21 protein-coding genes are annotated in these 22,203 nt (G+C 72.1%); 13 read left to right on the forward strand and 8 right to left on the reverse strand.

Annotated features, from left to right (window positions below; genetic code table 11):
* Positions 1 to 42: 42 nt before the first annotated feature.
* Entirely contained in the window at positions 43 to 711 is a 669-nt protein-coding gene (locus tag ACFXKG_RS13440; RefSeq protein WP_384836849.1) for a TetR/AcrR family transcriptional regulator, read from the forward strand.
* A gap of 109 nt (positions 712 to 820) precedes the next feature.
* Here the strand turns inward: ACFXKG_RS13440 and ACFXKG_RS13445 are convergent, their stop codons facing one another.
* Positions 821 to 1,324: a MarR family winged helix-turn-helix transcriptional regulator gene (locus ACFXKG_RS13445; protein WP_384836852.1), complete on the reverse strand. Its 504-nt coding sequence runs from the start codon at positions 1,322 to 1,324 to the stop codon at positions 821 to 823.
* A gap of 107 nt (positions 1,325 to 1,431) precedes the next feature.
* Between ACFXKG_RS13445 and ACFXKG_RS13450 the strand changes: the two genes are divergently transcribed.
* Complete coding sequence (locus tag ACFXKG_RS13450; RefSeq protein WP_384836855.1) at positions 1,432 to 1,842, forward strand: organic hydroperoxide resistance protein; 411 nt, start codon at positions 1,432 to 1,434, stop codon at positions 1,840 to 1,842.
* Between the two features lie 41 nt (positions 1,843 to 1,883).
* On the opposite strand, the gene ACFXKG_RS13455 is transcribed toward ACFXKG_RS13450, so the two are convergent.
* The 3 genes from ACFXKG_RS13455 to ACFXKG_RS13465 form a co-directional block, all read right to left on the reverse strand.
* Complete coding sequence (locus ACFXKG_RS13455) at positions 1,884 to 3,086, reverse strand: cytochrome P450 (protein WP_384836858.1); 1,203 nt, start codon at positions 3,084 to 3,086, stop codon at positions 1,884 to 1,886.
* An 83-nt stretch (positions 3,087 to 3,169) separates the two neighbouring features.
* The gene (locus tag ACFXKG_RS13460) at positions 3,170 to 4,612 is read right to left on the reverse strand and encodes a purine-cytosine permease family protein (protein WP_384836861.1); all 1,443 of its coding nucleotides are present in this window, start codon (positions 4,610 to 4,612) and stop codon (positions 3,170 to 3,172) included.
* A 79-nt stretch (positions 4,613 to 4,691) separates the two neighbouring features.
* Positions 4,692 to 5,609, reverse strand: coding sequence for a flavin reductase (locus ACFXKG_RS13465; protein ID WP_384836863.1), 918 nt, complete (start codon positions 5,607 to 5,609; stop codon positions 4,692 to 4,694).
* A gap of 212 nt (positions 5,610 to 5,821) precedes the next feature.
* Here ACFXKG_RS13465 and ACFXKG_RS13470 point away from each other — a divergent pair, with 212 nt between their 5' ends.
* The 6 genes from ACFXKG_RS13470 (at position 5,822) to ACFXKG_RS13495 (ending at position 11,344) form a co-directional block, all read left to right on the forward strand.
* A complete protein-coding gene (locus ACFXKG_RS13470; protein WP_384836866.1) occupies positions 5,822 to 7,000 on the forward strand; it encodes an LLM class flavin-dependent oxidoreductase in 1,179 nt (392 codons plus the stop codon).
* Entirely contained in the window at positions 6,993 to 7,628 is a 636-nt protein-coding gene (locus ACFXKG_RS13475; RefSeq protein ID WP_384836869.1) for an amino acid synthesis family protein, read from the forward strand. The genes ACFXKG_RS13470 and ACFXKG_RS13475 overlap by 8 nt, the downstream gene beginning before the upstream one ends.
* Before the next feature lie 60 nt (positions 7,629 to 7,688).
* Complete coding sequence (locus tag ACFXKG_RS13480; RefSeq protein WP_384836872.1) at positions 7,689 to 8,240, forward strand: amino acid synthesis family protein; 552 nt, start codon at positions 7,689 to 7,691, stop codon at positions 8,238 to 8,240.
* A complete protein-coding gene (locus ACFXKG_RS13485) occupies positions 8,237 to 9,070 on the forward strand; it encodes an alpha/beta fold hydrolase (RefSeq protein ID WP_384836875.1) in 834 nt (277 codons plus the stop codon). The genes ACFXKG_RS13480 and ACFXKG_RS13485 overlap by 4 nt, the downstream gene beginning before the upstream one ends.
* On the forward strand, positions 9,070 to 10,566 hold the full coding sequence (locus tag ACFXKG_RS13490; RefSeq protein WP_384836878.1) for an aldehyde dehydrogenase: 1,497 nt from the start codon (positions 9,070 to 9,072) through the stop codon (positions 10,564 to 10,566). Before ACFXKG_RS13485 ends, ACFXKG_RS13490 begins: the two co-directional genes overlap by 1 nt.
* Positions 10,567 to 10,651: 85 nt before the next feature.
* Positions 10,652 to 11,344, forward strand: coding sequence for a GntR family transcriptional regulator (locus ACFXKG_RS13495; protein WP_382896906.1), 693 nt, complete (start codon positions 10,652 to 10,654; stop codon positions 11,342 to 11,344).
* Positions 11,345 to 11,375: 31 nt separating this feature from the next.
* Here the strand turns inward: ACFXKG_RS13495 and ACFXKG_RS13500 are convergent, their stop codons facing one another.
* The gene (locus ACFXKG_RS13500) at positions 11,376 to 12,542 is read right to left on the reverse strand and encodes an NAD(P)/FAD-dependent oxidoreductase (protein WP_384836881.1); all 1,167 of its coding nucleotides are present in this window, start codon (positions 12,540 to 12,542) and stop codon (positions 11,376 to 11,378) included.
* Positions 12,539 to 12,937, reverse strand: coding sequence for a bifunctional 3-phenylpropionate/cinnamic acid dioxygenase ferredoxin subunit (locus tag ACFXKG_RS13505; RefSeq protein WP_384836884.1), 399 nt, complete (start codon positions 12,935 to 12,937; stop codon positions 12,539 to 12,541). The genes ACFXKG_RS13500 and ACFXKG_RS13505 overlap by 4 nt, the downstream gene beginning before the upstream one ends.
* A gap of 149 nt (positions 12,938 to 13,086) precedes the next feature.
* Here ACFXKG_RS13505 and ACFXKG_RS13510 point away from each other — a divergent pair, with 149 nt between their 5' ends.
* The 4 genes from ACFXKG_RS13510 to ACFXKG_RS13525 all read left to right on the forward strand — a co-directional run bounded on the left by ACFXKG_RS13510 (position 13,087) and on the right by ACFXKG_RS13525 (position 19,076).
* The gene (locus ACFXKG_RS13510) at positions 13,087 to 13,896 is read left to right on the forward strand and encodes an IclR family transcriptional regulator (RefSeq protein WP_384836887.1); all 810 of its coding nucleotides are present in this window, start codon (positions 13,087 to 13,089) and stop codon (positions 13,894 to 13,896) included.
* Positions 13,897 to 14,241: 345 nt separating this feature from the next.
* A complete protein-coding gene (locus ACFXKG_RS13515; RefSeq protein WP_384836890.1) occupies positions 14,242 to 16,698 on the forward strand; it encodes an FAD-dependent oxidoreductase in 2,457 nt (818 codons plus the stop codon).
* Positions 16,699 to 16,752: 54 nt separating this feature from the next.
* Positions 16,753 to 17,913, forward strand: coding sequence for an N-methyl-L-tryptophan oxidase (gene solA, locus ACFXKG_RS13520; RefSeq protein ID WP_384836893.1), 1,161 nt, complete (start codon positions 16,753 to 16,755; stop codon positions 17,911 to 17,913).
* A 14-nt stretch (positions 17,914 to 17,927) separates the two neighbouring features.
* Entirely contained in the window at positions 17,928 to 19,076 is a 1,149-nt protein-coding gene (locus ACFXKG_RS13525; RefSeq protein WP_384836895.1) for an aromatic ring-hydroxylating dioxygenase subunit alpha, read from the forward strand.
* 58 nt (positions 19,077 to 19,134) lie between these two features.
* Here ACFXKG_RS13525 and ACFXKG_RS13530 read toward each other — a convergent pair whose 3' ends face one another.
* Together ACFXKG_RS13530 and ACFXKG_RS13535 are read right to left on the reverse strand one after the other, a co-directional pair.
* On the reverse strand, positions 19,135 to 19,869 hold the full coding sequence (locus tag ACFXKG_RS13530) for a ribonuclease H (RefSeq protein WP_384836898.1): 735 nt from the start codon (positions 19,867 to 19,869) through the stop codon (positions 19,135 to 19,137).
* A 113-nt stretch (positions 19,870 to 19,982) separates the two neighbouring features.
* Entirely contained in the window at positions 19,983 to 20,399 is a 417-nt protein-coding gene (locus tag ACFXKG_RS13535; protein WP_384836901.1) for an MmcQ/YjbR family DNA-binding protein, read from the reverse strand.
* Between the two features lie 239 nt (positions 20,400 to 20,638).
* Between ACFXKG_RS13535 and ACFXKG_RS13540 the strand changes: the two genes are divergently transcribed.
* Entirely contained in the window at positions 20,639 to 21,991 is a 1,353-nt protein-coding gene (locus tag ACFXKG_RS13540; RefSeq protein WP_384836904.1) for a M14 family metallopeptidase, read from the forward strand.
* Positions 21,992 to 22,203: the final 212 nt, after the last annotated feature.

Here is a 22,203-nt window from a genome sequence, read left to right on the forward strand (position 1 = left end):
ACCAGGGTCCACTTTCGCCCGGAGCCCGCTAAGGTGAGACTCATGAACGCGGACAGCGCCCCTCCGGAGAACCGATCAACAGGCCTGCGGGACCTGCCTGTTCTCGGCCAGCCCGCCCGTGAACGCTCGGACGCCGCACAGAACCGCGTCCGGTTGCTCGACGCGGCCGCCACGCTGGTGCGCGACCTCGGCGCGCGGAACGTGACCATGGAGGCGGTGGCCTCGGCCGCCCAGGTGGGCAAGGGCACACTGTTCCGCCGCTTCGGGGACCGCGCGGGGCTCATGCTGGCGCTGGTGGACCACGCCGAGCAGGAGTACCAGCGGAGGTTCCTGAGCGGGCCCCCGCCCCTCGGACCCGGCGCCCCGGCGGCCGAGCGGCTGACCGCGTTCGGCACGGCCACCATCCGCCTCACCCTGGACCACCTGGACCTCTTCCTCGCCGCCGAGCCCAGTACCGAGCGGCGCCATCTGGTCCCCGCCCTGACGGTCCGGCTGACGCACGTGATGGAGCTGCTGCGCCAGGCGGGGGCGAGCGGCGACATCGAGATGCTCGCCCACGCTCTCCTCAACTACCTGGACACCGCACTGCTCCACCACCTCCATGTACAGCGGGGGCTCTCACGCGCCCGGATCGAGGAGGGCTGGCGGGAGCTGGCCGCCAGAGCGGTGCCCCCGGCACCGGCCCGCGCACACGACGAGCGGGACGTGTAGGGCCGTATCCGCGCGGGCGGGACACATAGGACCGTACCCGCGCAGCCGGGACACGTAGGGCCGTACGGGCGCGGCCGGGCCTGCGGCCCGGCCGTTCGGAGCTCCGGGTTCAGCGCCCCGGATCGGCGCGCGGGCCGTCGTCGAGTTCCACCGCGTCCAGCGCGCGGGTGAGCCGGTCCAGCCGGGACCGCAGGTCGTCGATCTCGTCGAGGCCGAACCCGGTGGCCGCCGCGATCCTGCGCGGCACGCTCAGCGCGCGCTCCCGCAGGGCCGTGCCCCGCTCGGTGAGGTGCACCCGCACCGAGCGCTCGTCACGCGCGTCGCGCTCGCGCCGGACGAGCCCGGCACCCTCCATCCGCTTCAGCAGCGGGGACAGCGTGCCGGAGTCGAGCCGCAGATGCGCGCCCACCTCCTTGACCGGAAGCGTGCCGTGCTCCCACAGCACGAGCAGGACCAGGTACTGCGGGTAGGTGAGCCCGAGGTCCTTGAGCAGCACGCGGTAGAGGCCGCCGAAGGCGCGCGAGGCGGCGTTCAGGGAGAAGCAGATCTGCCGGTCCAGGCGGAGAAAGTCCCCTTCGGGCACGGCAGCGGTCGGCGTCGGCGTCGCGGTCATGGATCCAGGATAGCCCGGCCGGACTATTAGGTTGTGCACAACTTAATTGTGTACTCTGATGCTGACGGCGGCACACCGGGCCGCCGACGACGAGAGGGAGGGTTTCGATGGACGCGCTGTACACCGCTGTGGCGACCGCCAACGGCCGGGAGGGACGTGCGGTCAGCTCCGACGGCCGGCTGGACCTGCCGCTGGCCATGCCGCCGGCGCTGGGAGGCTCCGGCGAGGGCACCAACCCCGAGCAGCTCTTCGCCGCCGGATACGCCGCCTGCTTCGCCAGCGCGCTGGGACTGGTCGGCAGCAAGGCGAAGGTCGACACGAGCGACGTGTCGGTGACCGCCGAGGTCGGCATCGGCAAGGACGAGACCAGCTTCGGCCTCACCGTCACGCTGCGGGTCGAGCTGCCCGAGTCGCTCGCGGGCGAGACCGGTGAACTCCTGGTCAAGCAGGCCCACGAGGTCTGCCCCTACTCCAAGGCGACGCGGGGCAACATCCCGGTCGAGCTCGTCGTCGAGTAGTCGGGCAAGCGCCCGCCGGGCGCCCCGCGGGCCCCGTTCCGTCACACCTGGACCGGCAGTCCTTCCAGCCCCCGGATCACGAAGTTCGGCTTGCGCACCGGCTCCCCCGCCGGGCGCAGGCCGGGGGCCAGGTCCAGCAGCGCGGAGAGCGAGGCCGCCAGTTCGATACGGGCCAGCGGGGCGCCGATGCAGTAGTGGATGCCCGCACTGAAGGAGATGTGCGGGTTGTCGCGACGGGAGAGGTCCAGGGTCTCCGGGGCCGCGAAGACGGCCGGGTCGTGGTTGGCCGAGCCGAAGAGCAGCGCGACCTCGGCGCCGCGCGGCACCCTCGTCCCACCGATCTCGATCTCGTCGAGCACCCAGCGCTCGAAGAGCTGGAGCGGGGTGTCGTAGCGCATCAACTCCTCCACCGCCGTGGGCAGCAGGGCCCGGTCCGCGCGGAGTTCGGCGAGCCGGCCGGGGTTGCGGAAGAGCGCGTGCCAGCCGTTGATCGTGGCGTTCACCGTCGCCTCGTGTCCGGCGTTCAGCAGCAGCGCGCAGGTCGCGACCATCTCGGCCTCCGTCAGTTTCTCACCGTCGTCATGGGCGGCGATGAGCCCCGAGACGAGGTCGTCGCCGGGCTTCTCCCGGCGGGCCGCGATCAGTTCCCGCAGATACGCGGAGAACTCCACGGAGGCGGTGACCGCGCGGCGGGCCGTCTCCTCCGGCGGGTTCAGCTCGTACATCCCGCAGATCGCCGCCGACCACGGCCGCAGCAGCGGGCGGTCCGCCTCGGGCACGCCCAGCATCTCCGCGATGACCGCGACCGGCAGCGGCTCCGCGACGGCGGTCAGTAGATCGCCGCCGCCCCGCTCCACCAGCCGCGCCACCAGGGTACGGGCGAGCTGCCGTACGTACGGGGCGAGCCGCTCGACGGTGCGCGGGGTGAACGCCTTCGACACCAGCCGCCGGATCCGGGTGTGGTCCGGGGGCTCCAGCTCCAGCATCCCCTGGTCGTTCAGCTCGTGGAACGGTTCGTGCCCGGCCGGCGGCGGGGTCCTGCCGAACTCCTCGTGGGTGAAGCGGTGTCCGTACGAGCGGCCGAGACGGCGGTCGCGCAGCAGCGCCGCGACATCCGCGTGGTGCGGGACGAGCCACTGGTCGCTCGGCTCGTAGTAGTGCGCCCGGCCGCGGGCCCGCAGTTCGGCGTAGGCGGGGTACGGGTCGGCGAGGAAGGCGGGAGACCCTGGGTCGAAGTCCGGCATTCCAGGACCGTAACGGGAGCGGGGGTCCGGCACCAGGTGCGCCCGTGTCCGGCTCCGGGCGCACCTCCTTCCGGAAGGCGACGTCAGCCCGTCGGACCGGTGACCGCCGTCTCCCGTTCCGCGGCGTGCGCGTCCGGCGGCGAACCGGTGCCGGGGGTGCGCGTCCACAGCGGTTTCAGCCGGTAGGTCAGCAGGTAAAGGACGACGGCGGTGCCGGCGGCGACGAACATGCTCAGGTCGCCCGCGCCCGGGTACGCCGCCGCGAACGGGCCGGTGAAGACGCTGGACTGCCAGAACGGCACCGAGGCCAGCACCCCGGCCACCCAGACGACGATGCCCCAGTCGAGGATCCGGTTCCGGTCGTAGAGTTCGGCGATCCTCGCCGGGTCGGCCCGGCCGCCGAGCACGTAGTCCAGCAGGACCACGGCCGCGAAGGGCGCGATGAAGTTCGCGGTGAGGTTGAGGAAGACCTTGAACTTCTCCTCCGTGCCCGTCTCGCCCCACAGGCTGATCCCGTACGCGAGGGCGCAGATGATGGTCACCGCCTGGGTCCGGCTGACCGGCACCTTGAGCGTCTGGACGGAGATGGCGCCGCCGTAGACGTTGAGGAAGTTCTGGGCGAGCGCGGAGAGCGCGATGGCGATCAGCGCGGGGACGGCGAAGGGGCCCGCGAGCTGGTGGAGTGCCGTGATGGAGTCCGTGCTCGTGGCGCTGGAGCCCACCAGGACGCCCAGGATGCCCAGCCAGCAGATGGTGACGAAGTTGCCGAGGCCGGTGTACCAGGCCGTACGGCGCACCACGTGGTCCGTGTCGGGGAGATAGCGTGAATAGTCCGAGGCGAACGGCACCCACGCGACGAGGAACGACAGGAACCAGCCGCCGAAGGTGACCCAGCCGCCGGTGGCGCCGACGTATCCGTCGGCACCCGGGTCGGCCCCGAAGGTGCCGCCGCCGCGCACCACGGCCACCACGGTGATCATCACGAAGAGCGGGGTGAGCACGTAAGTGAGCACCCGCTGAAGGTAATTGATCATGTTGTAGCCGAATATGGCCACGATCAGCTCGACGGTGGTCAGGATCAGCGCACAGAGCCAGAACGGCAGATGGGTGAGTTCGGCGAGCGCCTTCCCGCCGAGGATCACGGTGACCGCGGCCCAGCCGATGCCGGCGAAGACGTTGATGTACGCCACGGGAAGGAAGTTGCCGTAGAAGCCGAGGGGGCCCCGGGCCTGGATCTGCTGCGGTACGCCGAGCCGTACGCCCATCCGGGACATGACGGCCATCAGCACCGAGCCCAGGCCGGCGCCGGCGACGATCGCGGTGACCGCGGCGCCGAAGCTCAGTCCGAACCAGGCCGCGCTGAACCCCAGCAGGATGATGGGGAAGTTGAGTCCGGCGGCGAACCAGACGAAGAACTGGGAGCTGGGCTTCCCGTGGCGCTCGCTGTCGGGGATGTGGTCGACCCCGAAGGGCTCCACCTTCGTGACCGCGCTCCCGTACACCGGTGGCGGGGCGTCGTGCGTCATGGCGTGCTCCTGGGAACAGAGGGAGGCATGAGCGGAGGTGCGGGGGGTGGGGTGAGGGGCGGGCGGCGGGTCCGGTGGCTCACCACGGCAGGGGCGCCGTCTGCGAGATGTCGAAGAATCCGCCCCCGCTGTAGACCAGCGGGGCCAGGTCGTCGTGGCGGGCGGAGACGACCCGGCCGGTGAAGACGGTGTGGCTGCCGGCCTGGAGGCGTTCGCCGATCTCCACCTCCAACTGGGCGCAGGAGCCGCCGATCAGCGGCGCCCCGTGGGGGCCGGGGGTCCAGGCCAGCCCGGCGAACTTGTCCTCCGCCTTGGAGGCGAAGGTCCTGGCGACGTCGAGCTGGTCGGCGGCGAGGATGCTGATGCCGAGGTGGCTCGCGCGGTGCAGCGCCGGGTGGGTGCTGGAGCTGTTCTGTACGCAGACCAGGACCATCGGCGGGTCGAGGGAGATGCTGGAGAACGCGTTCACGGCCAGGCCCTTGGGCGTGCCGCCGTCGTCGGTGGTCACCACGGTCACACCGGTGATGAACTTGCGGTGCACCCCGCGGACGAGGTCGGCGTCGACCGCGGCTTCCTTGGTGGTGGTGATGACCCCGAGGACTTCGAGGAGCTGGCGCGGATCCCACGTCACCCACTCCTCGGCCACCTCCGGGCCGTCGAAGCGGCTGAACGTCGCGCCCGCCACCTCCACCGGCCGTCCGGTGGGCGGGACGCCGAGGAACGGTGCGGTGTGGTGGCCGGTGCTGCGCCAGCGGACGGCGATCCGGTCACCGTCCTCGACGATCTCCTCGATCTCGGTGCGCAGATCGGGGAAGGCGAGGCGGACGGCGCGGATGGAGTCCTTGAAGGTGTCGCGGTCCTGCGCGGTGGCGGCGGGGCCCCGGCGCCGTACGTAGCGCGGGCTGAGCAGTCCGTCGAGCGCCTCGAACCGGCCATGGTCCCAGGCGGCCCGCCAGGCGGAGCGGATACGGACGGTGCGGTCAAGGGTCTTCGTCATCGACAGCTCCCTGAGTGCGGCTCTTGCATGGCAGAGGACGCTAAGGAGAGCACCAGCCGGTGTCAACACCTCTGCGCAAATCCCCTGGCCCGGCTCTGTTGAGAGGTCAAATACACAGGTCATCGTCGCTGCCCGGCCGCCAGCTCTTGACGGAGCGAAACCGGACTCCTAGCCTCGCTGCCATGGCACAGCGCGAGCTGGAAGGACATCGGATGCGATTCTCGATATTCCACAACCTCGGGGCGCCGGGACGGCTCGGGGAGTACGCCCAGGTCATGGACGAGGCAAGGGAGTTCGCGGTCGCCGCGGAAGCGGCCGGATTCTGGTCCACCTGGTACACCGAGCACCACTTCGGGCACGAAGCGATCGAGATCACCCCGAACCCGGTCCTCATGGGCGCCGACATCGCCGCCCGCACGGAGCGGATCCGGATCGGCCAGGCGGCGAACATCGCCACGTTCTGGCATCCGCTGCGGCTCGCCGAGGACGTCGCCCTGCTCGACCAGCTCTCCGGAGGGCGCGTCGAGGTGGGGCTGGGCCGCGGGCTCTACGGCCGGGAGGCGCTCAACCTGAACGCGGCGGCCGACCCGCGCGACCAGGAGCGCAACCGGGCGCTGTACGACGAGACCGTGGAGGTGCTGCGCAAGGCGTGGAGCGGCGAGTTCTTCTCGCACCAGGGGCAGTTCTACGAGTTCCCCGCCCCCGGTGTGCGGTGGAACCACCCCCTCTCCCCCGCCACCTCCGCCTACACAGAAGACGGGGTGATCACCAAGATGCAGGTCACGCCGGCCCCGCTGCAACGGCCCCATCCGCCACTCTGGCAGGTGATCGACAGTCCCCGCTCCATCCGGGCCGCGGCGGCCGACGGGGTCCAGGGCATGTTCTGGCTGCCCCCGGTCTCCGCGCTCAAGGAGCGTTTCGAGCTGTACCGGTCCACGGCGAGCGCCGCGTCCGGCCGCCCGTACGCGCTCGGCGAGGGCATCGGTCTGGTGCGGGACGTCTATGTCGCCGACACCATGGAACAGGCCCGCGCCGACTTCGAGGAGGCGCTGATGACCACGTACCGGTGGATCATGCACTGGCGCGGACTCGCCAACCTGATGGAGGCGGGCGAGGAGCTGACCGACGCGCACGAGCTGTCCTTCGACTTCCTCCACTCCCGCAATCTGCTGGTCGGCACGCCCGAGTACGTCGCCGAGAAGATCGCCGAGCTGCGGGACGAGGTGGGCCTCGAACACCTCCTGCTCTGGACCACGCACCCGGGCCTGGAGCACCGCAAGGCGATGCGCAGCCTGGAATTGTTCGCGGAGAAGGTCATGCCGCGCTTCGCGGGCGCGGACGGCTCCGACGGCCCAGGGGCCTCGGACGGCGCCGGCGGCTCCGGTGTCTGAGCCGTCGGCGGTGCCCGTGGTGCCAGGGGTACGGAAGGTGGTGACCGTCGTCGACGAGGTGCTGCTGGAACTGGGCCGGCCGGTCGCGGTGCCGGTGCGCCGGGTCGCGGCGGCGGCCGTGATCCGTAACCCGTGGGCCGGACGCGGGGTGGTCGCCGATCTCCAGCCGGAGGTCGAGCGGATCGCCCCGGGGCTGGCGCGGCTGCTGACCGACCGGGTGACCCGGGCGCTGGGCGGTGCGGACCGCGTCGAGTCCTTCGGCAAGGCGGCGGTCGTCGGGCTCGACGGCGAGATCGAGCACGGCGGCGCGCTGATCCACACTCCGTTCTTCGGCAATGTCCTGCGGGAACTGGTCGAGGGCACCTCGATCATCGTCTTCAGCGACGACCGGCTGCCGGCCGGTGAGCCGCTGACCGTACCGCTGTGGCACAAGACCGCGGCGGCCACCAGGTCGCACTACCAGACCGCGCACATCCGGGTGCCGGACGCGCCGCGCCCCGACGAGATCGTCGTCGTGGCGGCGGGGGCGTCGGGGCCCCGGCCCAACGCCCGGATCGGCGACCGGAGATCCGACCCCCTCGTCCGGCTGGCCGATCTGGAGACGGCGCCGCCCGCCCGGAGCCGTTGAGCCCACCTCCTCCCCCTGTTCGACGACCACGCGTACCCGAACGACAGAAGGACCCGAGACATGAACATCCGGAAGATCATCACCTTCACCGAGGACATCCACACCGAGGGCGGGCGCCCCGTGGACCCGCCGGCCCGTACGGCGGTGGTACTCGCCGTGATCGAGAACCCGTGGGCCGGGCAGGGCTTCGTCGAGGACCTGCTGCCCGGGATCGACGCGGCGGCGCCCGAGCTGGGGGCGCTGCTGGCACCGCGGGTGACCGAGGCGCTGGGGGCGCCGGTCGAGGCGTACGGGAAGGCCGCGATCGTGGGGCTCGACGGGGAGGTCGAGCACGGTTCCGGGCTGATCCACACCCTGAAGTTCGGCGATTTCTTCCGCACGGCGGCCAACGCCACCACGCTGCTCCCCGCGGTGGAGAAGCGGGCCGCGGCGGGCACCGTCTTCGACATCCCGCTCAAGCACGTCACGGACGCGACCATCCGCTCGCACCACCAGAGCATCGAGGTACGGGTGCCGGACGGACCGCGCGCGGACGAGATCGTCATCGGCCTCGCGGCGGCGGCGCAGGGACGGCCGCAGGCCCGGCTGGCCCCGCTGTCGACCGAGCGGTGAGCGTCCGGCTCGCCCACGAGACGCACGGAGCGGGGAGCCGGCTCGTCCTGCTGCACGGGGTCGGTCTCGACCGGCGCATGTGGGACCGGTGCCTGCCCCGGCTCGCCGCCGCGCACCGGGTCGTCCTGGCCGATCTGCGCGGGCACGGGGCCTCGCCGCCCGCCGGGGAGGGCACCACCCTGGCCGCCCTGGCGGACGACGTGGCCGCTCTGCTGGCGGGCGGCGCGCATCTCGTGGGGTTCTCCCTGGGCGCCCTGGTGGCGCAGCGGCTGGCGGTGGACCGGCCAGAGCTGGTCGCCTCCCTCACCCTGGTCAGCTCGGTCGCGGACCGCTCCGCGGCGGAGCGGTCCGCGGTGGCGGGGCGCCGGCGGCGGGCCGCCGAGGACTTCGGGGCGTCGGCGCGGGCCGCGGTCGACCGCTGGTTCACCCCGGAGTGGCGGGCGCGCGAGCCGGAGACGGCGCGGGCGGTGCTGGACACCCTGCTCTCCACCGACCTCGCCTCCTACCTGGCCTGTTACGACATCTTCGCCACCGGCGACGCCGATCTGTGGCCGCTGCTCCCCGGGGTCGGCGCGCCCACCTTGGCCATCACCGCGGCCGACGACCCCGGCTCCACGCCGGAGATGACCCGGCGGCTGGCCGCGCGGATCCCCGGCGGCCGGGGCATCGTCGTACCGGACGCCCGGCATCTGCTGCCGCTGGAGCGACCGGACGCGCTGGCCTCGGCGATCCTCGCGCACACCGGACGCGCGGCGCTCGCGCGTACCGGATCCACATCGCACACACCGCCGTCGACGACCCCGTCCACCGGACAGGAGTGTTCTCGCTGATGAACGACACGCCCCGACTCCCCCGCCACCAGCACTACATCGGCGGCGAGTGGACCGAACCCGCCGAGGGCGGGTACTTCGAGAGCCTCAATCCCACCACCGGGCTGCCCTGGTACGAGGCCGCCGACGGCACGGCCGCCGATGTCGACCGGGCGGTCGCCGCCGCCCGAGCGGCCTTCGAGAACCCGGCCTGGCGCGATCTGAGCCAGACGCGGCGCGGTCGGCTGCTGCGCGTGCTCGGGGATCTGATCGGTGAGCACGCCGAGGAGCTGGCCCGTACGGAAACACTCGACAACGGCAAGCTGCTGCGCGAGATGCGTGCCCAGCTCGCCGGGCTGCCCGAGTACTTCCACTACTACGCGGGCCTCGCCGACAAGATCCACGGGGAGGTGATCCCGGGCGCGAGCCGGGAACTGCTCAACTACACACTGCGCGAGCCGGTCGGTGTGGTCGGCGCCATCACCCCCTGGAACTCGCCGCTCCTGCTGACCGCGACCAAGCTCGCGCCGGCGCTGGCCGCCGGGAACACCGTGGTCGTCAAGCCGTCCGAGCACACCTCGGCCTCGCTGCTGACCCTCGTGCCCCTCTTCGAGCGGGCCGGTTTCCCGCCCGGCGTGGTCAATGTGGTGACCGGACACGGCGCCTCGGCGGGCGCCCCGCTCACCGCCCATCCCGACGTGGCGAAGGTGACCTTCACCGGCTCCACCGAGACCGGCCGCCGGATCGCCAGGACCTGCGCGGACCGGTTCGTCCGCTGCACGCTGGAGCTGGGCGGGAAGTCGCCGAACATCATCTTCCCCGACGCCGATCTGGGGTCGGCCGCCATGGGGGTGATCGCCGGGGTCTTCGCCGCCGCGGGGCAGACCTGTGTGGCGGGCAGCCGGGTGCTGGTGCACCGGGACGTGTACGACGAGGTCCTGGAGCGGGTGACCGCGCGGGCCGCGACGATCAGGATCGGCGACCCCCTGGAGGACACCACCGAGCTGGGGCCGCTCGCCCTCGCGGACCAGCTCGCGAAGGTCGAGTCGTACGTGGAGCTCGGGCGCGCCGAGGGCGGGAAGGTGGCCTGCGGCGGCGCCCGGCCGGAGACGGGGCTCGGCGGCTGGTTCTACACACCGACCGTCTTCACAGGTACGGACAACGCGATGCGGATCTGCCAGGAGGAGATCTTCGGACCGGTCGCGACCGTCATGCCGTTCGGCTCGGAGGACGAGGCCGTGGCGATCGCCAACGACTCGCCGTACGGGCTGGCGGCCGGCGTGTGGACCCGGGACCTGAACCGGAGCCACCGGATGGCGTCGCGTCTGGAGGCGGGGACGGTGTGGGTCAACACCTACCGCTCCATGTCGCCGATGTCGCCGCGGGCCGGGTTCAAGAACAGTGGGGTGGGTACCGAGCACGGCACGGAGGTCATCCGCGAGTACACGCGGCTGAAGAGCGTGTGGATCAACACGAGTGAGGAGCCGGCGGGTGACCCGTTCATTCTGAAGTCCTGACACCAATCCCCGCTCTTGCATGGCAGGCAGTCCCACCGTCCGCGGCATTTGACGGCGGACGACCCCGGCTCTAGTGTCACGTACCATGCAAGAACCCACAGCGAAGCGTCTCCAGCAGACGAGCATGCAGGCCAAGGTGGCCGAGGAACTGCGCCAGATGATCATCACGGGTGAGCTGGCGCCGCGTTCCAGCCTCTCCGAGATGGCCCTCTCGGAGACCTTCGGTGTGAGCCGCACCCCGATCCGCGAGGCCCTCAAGCAGCTTCAGATCGAGGGGCTGGTCGAGGTGCGGCCCCGGGTGGGCACCTTTGTCGCGGTGCCGTCCCGGCGGGAGCTGACCGAGCTGTTCCAGATGAAGGAGCTGCTGGAGGGCGCCGCCGCCCGGCTGCTGGCCTTCCGCGGGAACGTTCCGGAACTGGCCACGCTGGAGGCGAACATGCGTGCGGCCGACGACGCCGTCCGGGACGGCGACACCGACCGTTACGCCTCGCTCGTCCACGAGTTCCACGACCTGATCGTCAGCGGGGCCGACAACGGCAAGCTGGAGGCCCACTACCGCACCCTGATGAACCAGTTGGCTTACGCGCGCCTGGTACGCACCTCGCTGTCGCGGCCCGGGAGGCTGAACGCGTCGGACAGCGAGCACCACCGGGTGCTCGGCCTCATCGTCGCCAAGGACGGCGACGGCGCCGAGCGGGTGATGCGCGAGCATGTCCGGCTCAGCCACCAGGCGTTGATGGCCGGGATCGACGAACGGCGGGGCGAGGAACTGCTGTAGGGCCCCGAGAGCCGGCCCTACACAAGATTCGCTACGCTCGGGCGAGTTGGCGGCGCAGCCGGGTGAAGGGGCGCGGCCGGTTCGCGGAGAGGACGGCCGTGGTTCTGCCGTCGCGTTCGTACACGGCGAGGAAGTCGCCCAGCGCCGCCTCGCCCTCCACGACGCGTACGGTGTCGGTCGGCGCGCGGTGGCCGGCGAACTGTACGCGCACGCCGTACTGGTCGGACCAGAAGTAGGGCCGCCCCGTGTACGTGTCGACGGTGCGCCCCGCGAGGAGGTTGCGGACGGCCACGGCCGGCTGTTCGACCGCGCTGGTCCAGTGTTCCGCCCGTACGGGTGCGCCCAGTTCGGGCCGGTGGACCCGGGCGACATCGCCGACGGCGACGATGTGCGGCGCCGCGGTCACGCACCCCGCGTCGCAGAGCACACCGTCGTCCACACCGAGCCCGGAGCCGGCCAGCCAGCCGGTGCGCGGGGTGACACCGATACCGACGACGACCACCTCGGCCGGGAGTGTGCGCCCGTCGGCCAGCTCCACCGACTCCACCCGGGTGCGGCCGCGCAACGCCACCACCCCCGCGCCGCACAGGAGTTGTGTGCCCCGCAGAGCGTGCAGCGCGGCGAGCGCCGCCGCCATCTCCGTGCCGAGCTGGGGCAGCAGCGGCCAGGCGGCGGCCTCGACCACGGTGACGTCGTGGCCCAGTTCCCGGCAGGAGGAGGCGACTTCGGCGCCGATGAAGCCCGCGCCGATCACCACCACCCGGCGGGGCCCCGCGTGCAGATCGGCCCGCAGTGCCACGGCGTCGTCGAGGGTGCGCAGGGTGTGGACGCCCGGCGGCCGCCGCGTGGCGCCGGGGAGGTCCCGCGCGGCGGCGCCCGTGGCGAGGACGAAGCCGTCGGCGCGAAGCCTGCGCCCACCGGCCAGGGTGATCTCCCGCGCCGCCGGGTCGAGGTGCGTGGCGCGCGCGCCGAGGAGCCACTCCACGTCGAGCGCCTCGTCGTCGCCGGGTTCGAGCAGGGCCTCGGGAGCGGGCTCGGCCGCGGCGGTGAGGAACCGCTTGGAGAGCGGCGGGCGGTCGTAGGGGCGGTGGGGCTCCTCGCCGATCACGGTGACGCGCCCGTCGAACCCCTGGTCGCGCAGTGCCCGTACGGCGTGCACCGCTGCCAGCGAGCCGCCGACCACGGCGACCGACCTCATACGGCGCCGCCTTCGACGGCGACAGCCACCGGCACGGACGCCACCTGTGCCGCCACGGCCATCGGTACCGCGACGACGGCCACGGCAGGGGCCGGTGTGGCCACCCGTACATGGATCACACCGTCGACGATCTCGACGCGGTGGGTCCGGACGGGCCTGCGCGCGGGCGGGCAGCTCGGCGCACCCGTGCGCAGATCGAACGAGGCGGCGTGCAGCGGGCATTCGACCTGGCAGTTCTCGACCCAGCCCTCGGAAAGCGAGGCATCCTGGTGGGTACAGGTGTCATCGATCGCGTAGAACTCACCCTCGGCGTGGAACACGGCGATGGGCGGTTCTGTGTCGATGCGTATGGCTTCGCCCTCCGGCAGATCCTCAAGGCGGCAGACAGGAATCACAGGCCCCCCTCACGCGAATCAATATCGTACGGTTGTACATGACGCATCGCGAGGCGCGATGCGCAACAGAATCCTGGCCGAACGCCCGGCCGTCAAGGGCTTCCAGAAACGACGGCCGGAACGGAACGCCGGTGGATGGGATCGGAAACGTGGCGGACACAACTGAAGAGACGAACGCGGGAAAGCGGGGCCCTTCGGGCTCCGTCCAGTCGGTCGACCGGGCGGTGAGCGTGCTGGAGATCCTCGCCCAGCAGGGCGAGGCCGGAGTCACCGACATCGCCGACGAGTTGGGCGTCCACAAGTCGACCGCGTTCCGGCTGCTCGGGGTGTTGGAGAGCCGGGGGCTGGTCGGCCAGGAGAAGGACCGCGGGAAGTACTACCTCGGCGCCGGCGTGCTCCGTCTGGCCGGCGCGGCGGCACTGCGCCTGGACATCTCCCAGGAGGGCGTCGGGGTGATCAGGGCGCTGGCGGAGGAGACCGGCGAGACGGCCAACATCGCGATCCTGGACAGCGACGCGGCGGTCAACATCATGCAGGCTCGCGGCCCCGCCGCCGTCACCGCGCACAACTGGCTGGGGCGGCGCTTCGCCCTGCACGCGACGGCCACCGGCAAGGTCCTGATGGCCCATCTCCCGAAGGAGCGGCGCGAGGCGCTGCTCGCGGACCCGCCCGAGCGCTTCACCGAGCGGACGATCACCGACCGGGCGGTCCTGCGGGCGGAGCTGGCGGTCGTGGCCGAGCAGGGGTACGCCTGCACGACGGAGGAGCTGGAGAGCGGGCTGAACGCCGTCGGGGCCGAGGTCAGGGCGCACGACGGCTCGGTCATCGGGGCGATCGGGGTCTCCGGGCCCGCGTACCGCATGACCGGCGACGCGCTGCCGGAGGCGGTCAAGAAGGTGGTGGAGGCGGCCCAGGAGCTGTCCCGCCGCTTGGGGCACAGCGCCCGGGACATCGCCTGACGGCACGTCAGATTTTCTTTGCCGCCACGCGGGGACCGGTGAGCAGCGCTTCCCCGGGGGCCTTTACCTGTCATTAACCGGGCGCTCTTGACACCCCCTGCCGCCGTTCCCAGGATGTCTCACATAGCGCAACGCGCACCGCACCGCGCAACAGGGCGGGGAGGTGTGGCCGGTCCCCGCTGTCCGGCCACACCACCCCGCCCTCGCCGCACCGCATACCGCACGCCGCACACCACGCATCGCACCGCATACCGCGCATCGCACGCCCCACCGCACACCTCGCATCGCGTACCCCGCACAGCCCGTACCTCGCACACCCCTGACCGCACCGATCCGAGGAGGGGTATGTCCCGCACGCTCGACCCCGCAGCGCGTGTCGTCATCATCGGGGCCGGCATCGTCGGCTGCTCCCTCGCCGACGAGCTCACCGCCCGCGGCTGGCGCGACGTCACCGTACTGGAGCAGGGGCCGCTGCCCGCCCCCGGCGGCTCCACCTCGCACGCCCCCGGCCTGGTGTTCCGGGCCAACCCCTCGAAGACCATGACCGAGTTCGCCCGGTACACCGCCGAGAAGTTCGCCGGTCTCGACGTCGACGGGCTGCCCTGTTTCCACCGGGTGGGCGGGGTGGAGGTGGCCACGACACCCGAGCGGTGGGCCGATCTGCACCGCAAGGCCGGTTACGCCGCCTCCTGGGGCGTGGCCGGTGAACTGATCACTCCGGAGCGGTGTGCGGAGCTGTGGCCGCTGCTCGATCCCGGTCAGGTGCTCGGCGGCTTCCACACCCCCGGCGACGGGCTGGTCCGCGCCGTGCTCGCCTGCCGGGCACAGACCCGCCGGGCCAAGCAGCGTGGTGCCCGCTTCCTGGAGCGGCACACCGTGACCGGGATCGACCGGGCGGACGGCCGGGTCACCGGGGTCGTCACCGACCGGGGGAGCTTCCCCGCCGATGTCGTGGTCTCGGCGGCGGGCTTCTGGGGGCCGGTCATCGGCGAACTGGCGGGGGTGCCCGTACCACTGCTGCCACTCGCCCACCAGTACGTACGGACCGCGCCGCTGCCCGCGCTGGCCGGTGCCAACGACCCGCGGACGGAGACGGATCGGCCGATCCTGCGCTTCCAGGACGCCGACCTCTACTTCCGCGAACACACCGACCGCATCGGCATCGGCTCGTACGACCACCGGCCGCTGCCCGTCGACCCGTTCACGCTGCCCGCGTACGACGACGCCGATGTCATGCCGTCCTCGCTCGCCTTCACCGAGGACGACTTCGCCCGCGGCTGGGCGGAGGCGGCGCGGCTGCTGCCCGCGCTCGCCGCGAGCCGTGTCGAGGAGGGCTTCAACGGGGTCTTCTCGTTCACCTCCGACGGAATGCCGATCCTCGGCGAATCCCGTGAGCTGCGCGGATTCTGGCTGGCCGAGGCCGTGTGGGTGACCCACTCCGCCGGGGTGGCGAAGGCCGTCGCCGAGTGGCTGACGGACGGGCGGCCCTCGATCGACGTCCACGAGTGCGATCTCCACCGCTTCGAGGAGGTCCAGCTCTCGCCCGGTTACGTGGCCGAGCGCGGCGCGCGGCAGTTCGCCGAGGTCTACGACATCGTCCATCCGCTCCAGCCCGCCGAGCGGCCCCGGCCGCTGCGCGTCTCGCCCTTCCACGCCCGACAGCGGGAGCTGGGGGCGGTGTTCCTGGAGAGCGGCGGGTGGGAACGGCCGCACTGGTACGAGGCGAACGCGCCGCTCGCCGCCTCGGTGGAGCTGCCCGGACGCGACGCCTGGTCGGCCAGACACTGGTCGCCCGTCGCGGCGGCCGAGGCACGCGCCACCCGCGAGAGGGTGGCCCTGTACGACATGACACCGCTGCGGCGGCTGGAGGTCACCGGCGCCGGGGCCCTGGACTTCCTCCAGCGCATGACCACCAACCAGCTCGCGAAGAAGCCGGGGGCGGTCACGTACACCCTGCTGCTGGACGAGGCCGGCGGGATCCGCAGCGATCTGACCGTCGCCCGTCTCGGGGAACGGCACTTCCAGGTCGGTGCCAACAGCGGGCAGGACCTGGACCGGCTGCTGCGGCACGCGCCGGACGGTGTCCAGGTCAGGGACATCACCTCCGGCACCTGCTGCATCGGGGTCTGGGGACCGCTCGCCCGCGCGCTGGTCCAGCCGCTGACCCGCGACGACTTCTCGCACCGCGCGTTCGGCTACTTCCGGGCCCGGCGGACCTGGATCGGGGACGTACCGGTGACCGCGATGCGGCTGAGCTATGTCGGGGAGCTGGGCTGGGAGCTGTACACCGGCGCCGACACGGGGCTGCGGCTGTGGGACACACTGTGGGAGGCGGGCCGGGAGCTGGGGGCCGTCGCCGCCGGGCGCAGCGCCTTCGACAGCCTGCGGCTGGAGAAGGGGTACCGCGCCTGGGGCCGGGACATGACCACCGAACACGACCCGTACGAGGCGGGCCTCGGCTTCGCCGTGCGGATGGACAAGGGCGACTTCGCCGGGCGGGACGCCCTGGTGGGCCGCTCCCCGGAGAGCCGCACACGCGCCCTGGCCTGTCTGACACTGGACGATCCCGCGGCGGTGGTGCTCGGCAAAGAGCCGGTGCAGGTGGACGGAACGGTGGTCGGGTACGTCACCAGCGCCGGGTACGGCTACTCGATCGGCAGGACCGTGGCGTACGCCTGGCTGCCCGCGGCCCACGCGGTGCCGGGGACGGCGGTGTCCGTCGAGTACTTCGGGGAGAAGATCCCCGCGACGGTGGCGGCGGAGCCGCTCTTCGACCCGGGCATGTCCCGTATCCGCCGCTGACCCGCCGACGCCCCGGCCCGCACCGCTCGCCCCCGCTCGTCCCTGGAGGAACCCATGGCACCGACGTATGACGTGATCGTTCTCGGACTCGGCGGTATGGGTTCGGCCGCCGCCTGCCACCTCGCCGCGCGCGGCGCCCGGGTGCTGGGCCTGGAGAAGTTCGGTCCGGTCCACAACCGGGGCTCCAGCCACGGCGGTTCCCGGATCACCCGGCAGTCCTACTTCGAGGACCCGGCGTACGTGCCGCTGCTGCTGCGCAGTTACGAGCTGTACGAGCGGCTGGAGCGGGACACCGGGCGCCGGGTGGCGACGTTGTGCGGCGGTGTGATGGTGGGCCGTCCGGAGAGTCTCGCCGTGTCGGGTTCGCTGCGTTCGGCGCGGCAGTGGGATCTGCCGCACGAGATGCTCGACGCGAAGGAGATCCGGCGGCGCTTCCCGACCCTGACACCGCGCGACGACGAGGTCGCCCTGTTCGAGGCACGCGCGGGCCTGGTCCGCCCGGAGAACACCGTCGCCGTCCATGTCCAACTGGCCACCCAGGCAGGGGCGGAGCTGCGTTTCGAGGAGCCGGTGACCCGCTGGGAGGAGCTGCCGGGCGGCGCGGGCGTACGGGTGCACACACCGGAGAACGCGTACACCGCGGGCCAGTTGGTGATCTGCCCCGGCGCGTGGGCGCCGGAGCTGCTGGCCGACCTGGGGGTGCCGTTCACCATCGAGCGGCAGGTCATGTACTGGTTCCGGCCGGAGGGCGGGATCACTCCCTTCCTCCCCGAGAACCATCCCATCTACATCTGGGAGGACGCCGACGGTGTGCAGGTGTACGGCTTCCCCGCCATCGACGGCCCCGGCGGCGGCGCCAAGGTCGCCTTCTTCCGCAAGGGCACGGTGTGCACCCCGGAGACCATCGACCGGACCGTGCGCGAGGAGGAGACCGAGGCGATGGCCGCGCACATGCGCCGCCACATCCCGGCCCTGCCGGGCACCTTCCTGCAGGCCGCGACGTGCATGTACTCCACCACCCCCGACGAGCACTTCGTCATCACCCGGCATCCGGCCCATCCGGCGACCGTGACCGTGGCCTGCGGATTCTCGGGGCACGGCTTCAAGTTCGTCCCCGTGGTCGGCGAGATCCTCGCCGATCTGGCGCTCACCGGCACCACCGGTCACCCCATCGAGCTGTTCGATCCGCGCCGGCTCTCCGCCGCGGCCACCTGAGAGGCAGAACCGCCATGACGACCACGCCTCCGTCCGTGCGGAGCGGCACGGCCCCGAGCCTGATCTCCACGCTCCCGGGCCCCTGCTACACCGACCCCGCGATCTTCGCCCTGGAGCAGGAGAGGATCTTCGAGTCGCTCTGGTTCTGCGCGGTGCGCGGCGCCGATCTCGCGGGACCCGGCGCGTTCCGTACCGTACGGATCGGGCGGGAGTCGGTGCTCGTCACCCGGAACAGAACGGGTGAGCTGCGCGCCTTCCTCAATGTGTGCCGACACCGGGGGGCCCGGCTGTGCACGGAGGAGTCGGGCGAGGTGCGCCGCACCCTCCAGTGTCCGTACCACGCCTGGACCTACGACCTGGACGGGAGGCTGATCGCGGCGCCCAACCTGGTGAGGATGCCGGATGTCGACCGGGTCGCGTACGGGCTGCGCCCCGTCCATCTGCGGGAGTGGCTGGGGTACGCGTGGCTGTGCCTGGCCGAGGAGCCGCCGTCCTTCGAGGACACGGTGCTCGGCGCGGCGGTGGAGCGGCTGGGGGACGCCGCGTCCATCGAGCGGTACCGCACCGAGGAGCTGGCGCTCGGCAGGCGCATCACCTACGACGTGCGGGCCAACTGGAAGCTCATCGTCGAGAACTTCATGGAGTGCTACCACTGCGCGACGATCCACCCCGAACTCACCGAGATCCTGCCGGAGTTCGCGGAGGGTTTCGCGGCCCAGTACTACGTGGGACACGGCGCGGAGTTCGCGCCGGAGGCCCGGGGCTTCACGGTGGACGGCAGCGCGGGGCCGGGCCGGCTTCCGTCGATCGCCGACGAGCAGGACCGGCGGTACTACGCGATCACCGTGAAGCCGACCGTCTTCGTCAACCTGGTCCCCGACCATGTGATCCTGCACCGGATGTTCCCGCTGGCCGCGGACCGTACGGTGGTGGAGTGCGACTGGCTGTACGCGCCCGAGGTGGTGGCCCGGGGCGCGGATCTCTCCAAGTCGGTGGAGCTGTTCCACCGGGTCAACGCCCAGGACTTCGAGGCGTGTGAGCGCACCCAGCCGGGGATGAGTTCCCGGGTCTACCGCGAGGGCGGTGTGCTCGTCCCGTCGGAACACCACATCGGCGCCTTCCACCACTGGGTGACGGAGCGGCTGGCGGACCGACCGGGCTGACGGCTCCGGGGCGGCCACCGGACGGGACGGCCACCGGACGGATCAGATCGCGGGCGGGTCAGGTCGCGGGGGTGGTGGCGCAGGCCGGGTGGCCCCATCCGTCGGGGTTCTTGGCGATGGACTCGCCCGCCGCGTAGGAGCGTCCGCAGCGGCAGCGGCCGGGGAACTTGGCGTTGAGGGTCCTGCGCGCCCCGGAATTCGCCCCGGACTTCGACCCGGATCTCGCCGCGCGTTCTCCGCGGGTCTTCGACGCCGGTCCCGTACGGGACCCACCGGCGCGTACGGGACCGGGCGCGGGCGGCGGCTGCGGGGAGCCGTGCTCGCTGCCCGCGGCCCGCTGGGCGAGAGCGGCCTGGCTGGCGGCGCGGTCGGCGAAGTCGTTGAGCCGGTCGCCGTCGACCTGGTGGGCGGGTACGTAGCGGAACTCCACGGAGCGGCCACCGAGCAGGGTGTCGATCCGGGCGACCAGCTCCTGGTTGGCTACCGGCTTGCCCGAGGCGGTCTTCCAGCCCTTGCGCTTCCAGCCGGGCAGCCAGGTCGTGACGGCCTTCATCGCGTACTGGGAGTCCATCCGGACCTCCAGCGCGACCTCGGGGTCGGTGGCGGCCAGCAACCGCTCCAGCGCGGTGAGTTCGGCGACGTTGTTGGTCGCCGTGCCCAGCGGGCCCGCTTCCCAGCGGACGGGTGTCTCCTCGCCGTCGGCGATGACCCAGGCCCAGCCGGCGGGCCCGGGATTTCCTTTCGACGCCCCGTCACACGCGGCGATTACGCGTTCAGCCATGCCGCAGATCATGCCAGGACTCCGGGCCGCCGACCGCCACACCCCCGGGCGGGCGCCCCGCGGCCCGGCTCCCCCAGGCCCGGGGACCTGGCCGGGGGGCGGCGGGCCCGAGGACCGGCCCGGGGTCAGCCGGCCCGAGGACCCTCCGGGGCTCCCGGGCCGGATCCCGGCGCGTCCCCCGGCGTATCGCCCGGGCCGGGCTCCCGGCCGGGGAAGGACTCCAGCAGGCGCGGCGGCGCGGCCTGCTTCCAGGAGTCCACCAGGATGTCGTACAGCTCGTCGAGATCGTCCAGGGCGCGCAGCCGCACCCGGACCCACGCGGAGCCCGCCTCGTGGGGCGGCACCCAGAACTTCTCCGGCTCCGCGGCGATCAGCTCCACCCGCTCGTACCGGGGGCAGCGGACCGCGAACGACGTCTCGTCGTCCGGGACCGTGATGAACATCTTTCCCGCGACCCGGAAGGTCGGCATGGACCAGGCTTCCTTCTCCACCGTCTCCGGCAGGGAGAGCGCGATACGGCGAACATCGTCAGAATCGATCACGCTCGTCAGCGTAGACGGGGGCACTGACAGCGGGGCCGGCTGAGGGAGCGGGCCGCGGCCGGGCCCCCTCCCGCCCGCCGGCGGACGCCGCACCGGGGTTGCCTCATTCGCGCTCTTGACCGGTTCATGTCATGCATTCAGGATGGCCCGCACACGGGCCGGGCCCGTGCGTGCCACCAGCACGGCACAAGGGGCCTCACGGCTCCCGCTCCCCCACACCTCCATCTCCAGGAGCCCCCATGCGACTGCGTATCCGCGGAAGCGGTGCCGTCCGCCGCAGACGGACCGTCACCCTCACCGCCCTCGCGCTGACCCTCGCCCTCGGCGCCGGTGCCACGGCCAGCGGCGCCGACGACACCCCCTCGGCCGCCGCGGCCCGGGCCGCCGCCGGCGAGGACCTCCAGCAGTACGAGATCCGCACGCACTCCACCTCCGCGACGCGTACGGCGCTCGCCAGGACCGGTGTGACCATCGACGAGTCGGACAGCGAGACCGTGGTCGTCTCCGCCCGCGCCGCCGAACTGCGGAAGCTGCGCGCGCTGGGGTACGACCCCACGCCGCTGGGCGCCGTGCCCGACCGTTCCGCCGGGGCCGAGGCCGTGCCCTTCGACTTCCCCTCGGCCGACTCGAACTACCACAACTACGCCGAGATGACGAGCGAGATCAGCTCCGTCATCGCGGCGAACCCCGGCATCGTCAGCCGGCGCGTCATCGGCACCTCGTACCAGGGCCGCGACATCGTCGCCATCAAGATCAGCGACAATGTCGCCACCGACGAGAACGAGCCCGAGGTCCTGTTCACCCACCACCAGCACGCGCGCGAACACCTCACCGTCGAGATGGCGCTGTACCTGCTGAAGAACCTGACGTCCGGGTACGGCACCGACTCGCGCGTCACCGACATCGTGAACAACCGCGAGATCTGGATCGTCCCGGACCTCAACCCGGACGGCGGGGAGTACGACATCGCCACCGGCTCGTACCGGAGCTGGCGCAAGAACCGTCAGCCCAACTCCTCGTCCAGCGCGGTCGGTACCGACCTCAACCGCAACTGGGCCTACCGCTGGGGCTGCTGCGGCGGTTCCTCCGGCAGCGCCTCCTCCGAGACCTACCGGGGCGCCGCCGCCGAGTCCGCGCCCGAGGTGAAGGTCGTGGCGGACTTCGTACGGAGCCGGGTCGTCGGCGGCAGCCAGCAGATCAAGGCCGCGATCGACTTCCACACCTACAGCGAGCTGGTGCTGTGGCCCTTCGGCTACACCACCGCGGACACCACGACCGGGATGACCACGGACGACCGCAACGCGTTCGCCACGGTGGGGCGGAAGATGGCCGCGAGCAACGGCTACACCCCGGAGCAGTCCAGCGATCTGTACATCACGGACGGCTCGATCGACGACTGGCTGTGGGGTGCGCAGAAGATCTTCGCGTACACCTTCGAGATGTATCCGTCGTCGAGTTCGGGCGGCGGCTTCTACCCGCCCGACGAGGTGATCACCCGGGAGACGAGCAGGAACCGCGACGCGGTGCTCCAGCTCCTGGAGAACGCGGACTGCATGTACCGGTCCATCGGCAAGGAGTCGCAGTACTGCTGACGCCGTACTGCTGACGGCGCGCTGCTGGCAACGTACTGCTGACGGTGCGCGTCCGGCAGCGTGACGCCGACGGGCCGGCCCGATGAACGCAGGGGTGGGGCCACCCCCGGGGGGGGCCCCCGGCGGTCAAAGGGGCGGCCCCGCCGCGGCACCCGGCCCGGCCCGCCCCCGCACCACGAAGATTGCAGCACAGCCCCCGCACCACTAAAGCC

Origin of the sequence: Streptomyces sp. NPDC059255 (assembly GCF_042752355.1) — a bacterium.
In the GTDB taxonomy this organism is placed as follows: Bacteria; Actinomycetota; Actinomycetes; order Streptomycetales; family Streptomycetaceae; genus Streptomyces.

Bases quoted from the DNA above. Each gene is read 5' to 3' on its own strand.
- ACFXKG_RS13440 (WP_384836849.1), top strand. From the start codon at position 43: ATGAACGCGGACAGCGCCCCTCCGGAGAACCGATCAACAGGCCTGCGG.
- ACFXKG_RS13445 (WP_384836852.1), bottom strand. From the start codon at position 1,324: ATGACCGCGACGCCGACGCCGACCGCTGCCGTGCCCGAAGGGGACTTT.
- ACFXKG_RS13450 (WP_384836855.1), top strand. From the start codon at position 1,432: ATGGACGCGCTGTACACCGCTGTGGCGACCGCCAACGGCCGGGAGGGA.
- ACFXKG_RS13455 (WP_384836858.1), bottom strand. From the start codon at position 3,086: ATGCCGGACTTCGACCCAGGGTCTCCCGCCTTCCTCGCCGACCCGTAC.
- ACFXKG_RS13460 (WP_384836861.1), bottom strand. From the start codon at position 4,612: ATGACGCACGACGCCCCGCCACCGGTGTACGGGAGCGCGGTCACGAAG.
- ACFXKG_RS13465 (WP_384836863.1), bottom strand. From the start codon at position 5,609: ATGACGAAGACCCTTGACCGCACCGTCCGTATCCGCTCCGCCTGGCGG.
- ACFXKG_RS13470 (WP_384836866.1), top strand. From the start codon at position 5,822: ATGCGATTCTCGATATTCCACAACCTCGGGGCGCCGGGACGGCTCGGG.
- ACFXKG_RS13480 (WP_384836872.1), top strand. From the start codon at position 7,689: ATGAACATCCGGAAGATCATCACCTTCACCGAGGACATCCACACCGAG.
- ACFXKG_RS13490 (WP_384836878.1), top strand. From the start codon at position 9,070: ATGAACGACACGCCCCGACTCCCCCGCCACCAGCACTACATCGGCGGC.
- ACFXKG_RS13495 (WP_382896906.1), top strand. From the start codon at position 10,652: ATGCAAGAACCCACAGCGAAGCGTCTCCAGCAGACGAGCATGCAGGCC.
- ACFXKG_RS13500 (WP_384836881.1), bottom strand. From the start codon at position 12,542: ATGAGGTCGGTCGCCGTGGTCGGCGGCTCGCTGGCAGCGGTGCACGCC.
- ACFXKG_RS13515 (WP_384836890.1), top strand. From the start codon at position 14,242: ATGTCCCGCACGCTCGACCCCGCAGCGCGTGTCGTCATCATCGGGGCC.
- solA (WP_384836893.1), top strand. From the start codon at position 16,753: ATGGCACCGACGTATGACGTGATCGTTCTCGGACTCGGCGGTATGGGT.
- ACFXKG_RS13525 (WP_384836895.1), top strand. From the start codon at position 17,928: ATGACGACCACGCCTCCGTCCGTGCGGAGCGGCACGGCCCCGAGCCTG.
- ACFXKG_RS13530 (WP_384836898.1), bottom strand. From the start codon at position 19,869: ATGATCTGCGGCATGGCTGAACGCGTAATCGCCGCGTGTGACGGGGCG.
- ACFXKG_RS13540 (WP_384836904.1), top strand. From the start codon at position 20,639: ATGCGACTGCGTATCCGCGGAAGCGGTGCCGTCCGCCGCAGACGGACC.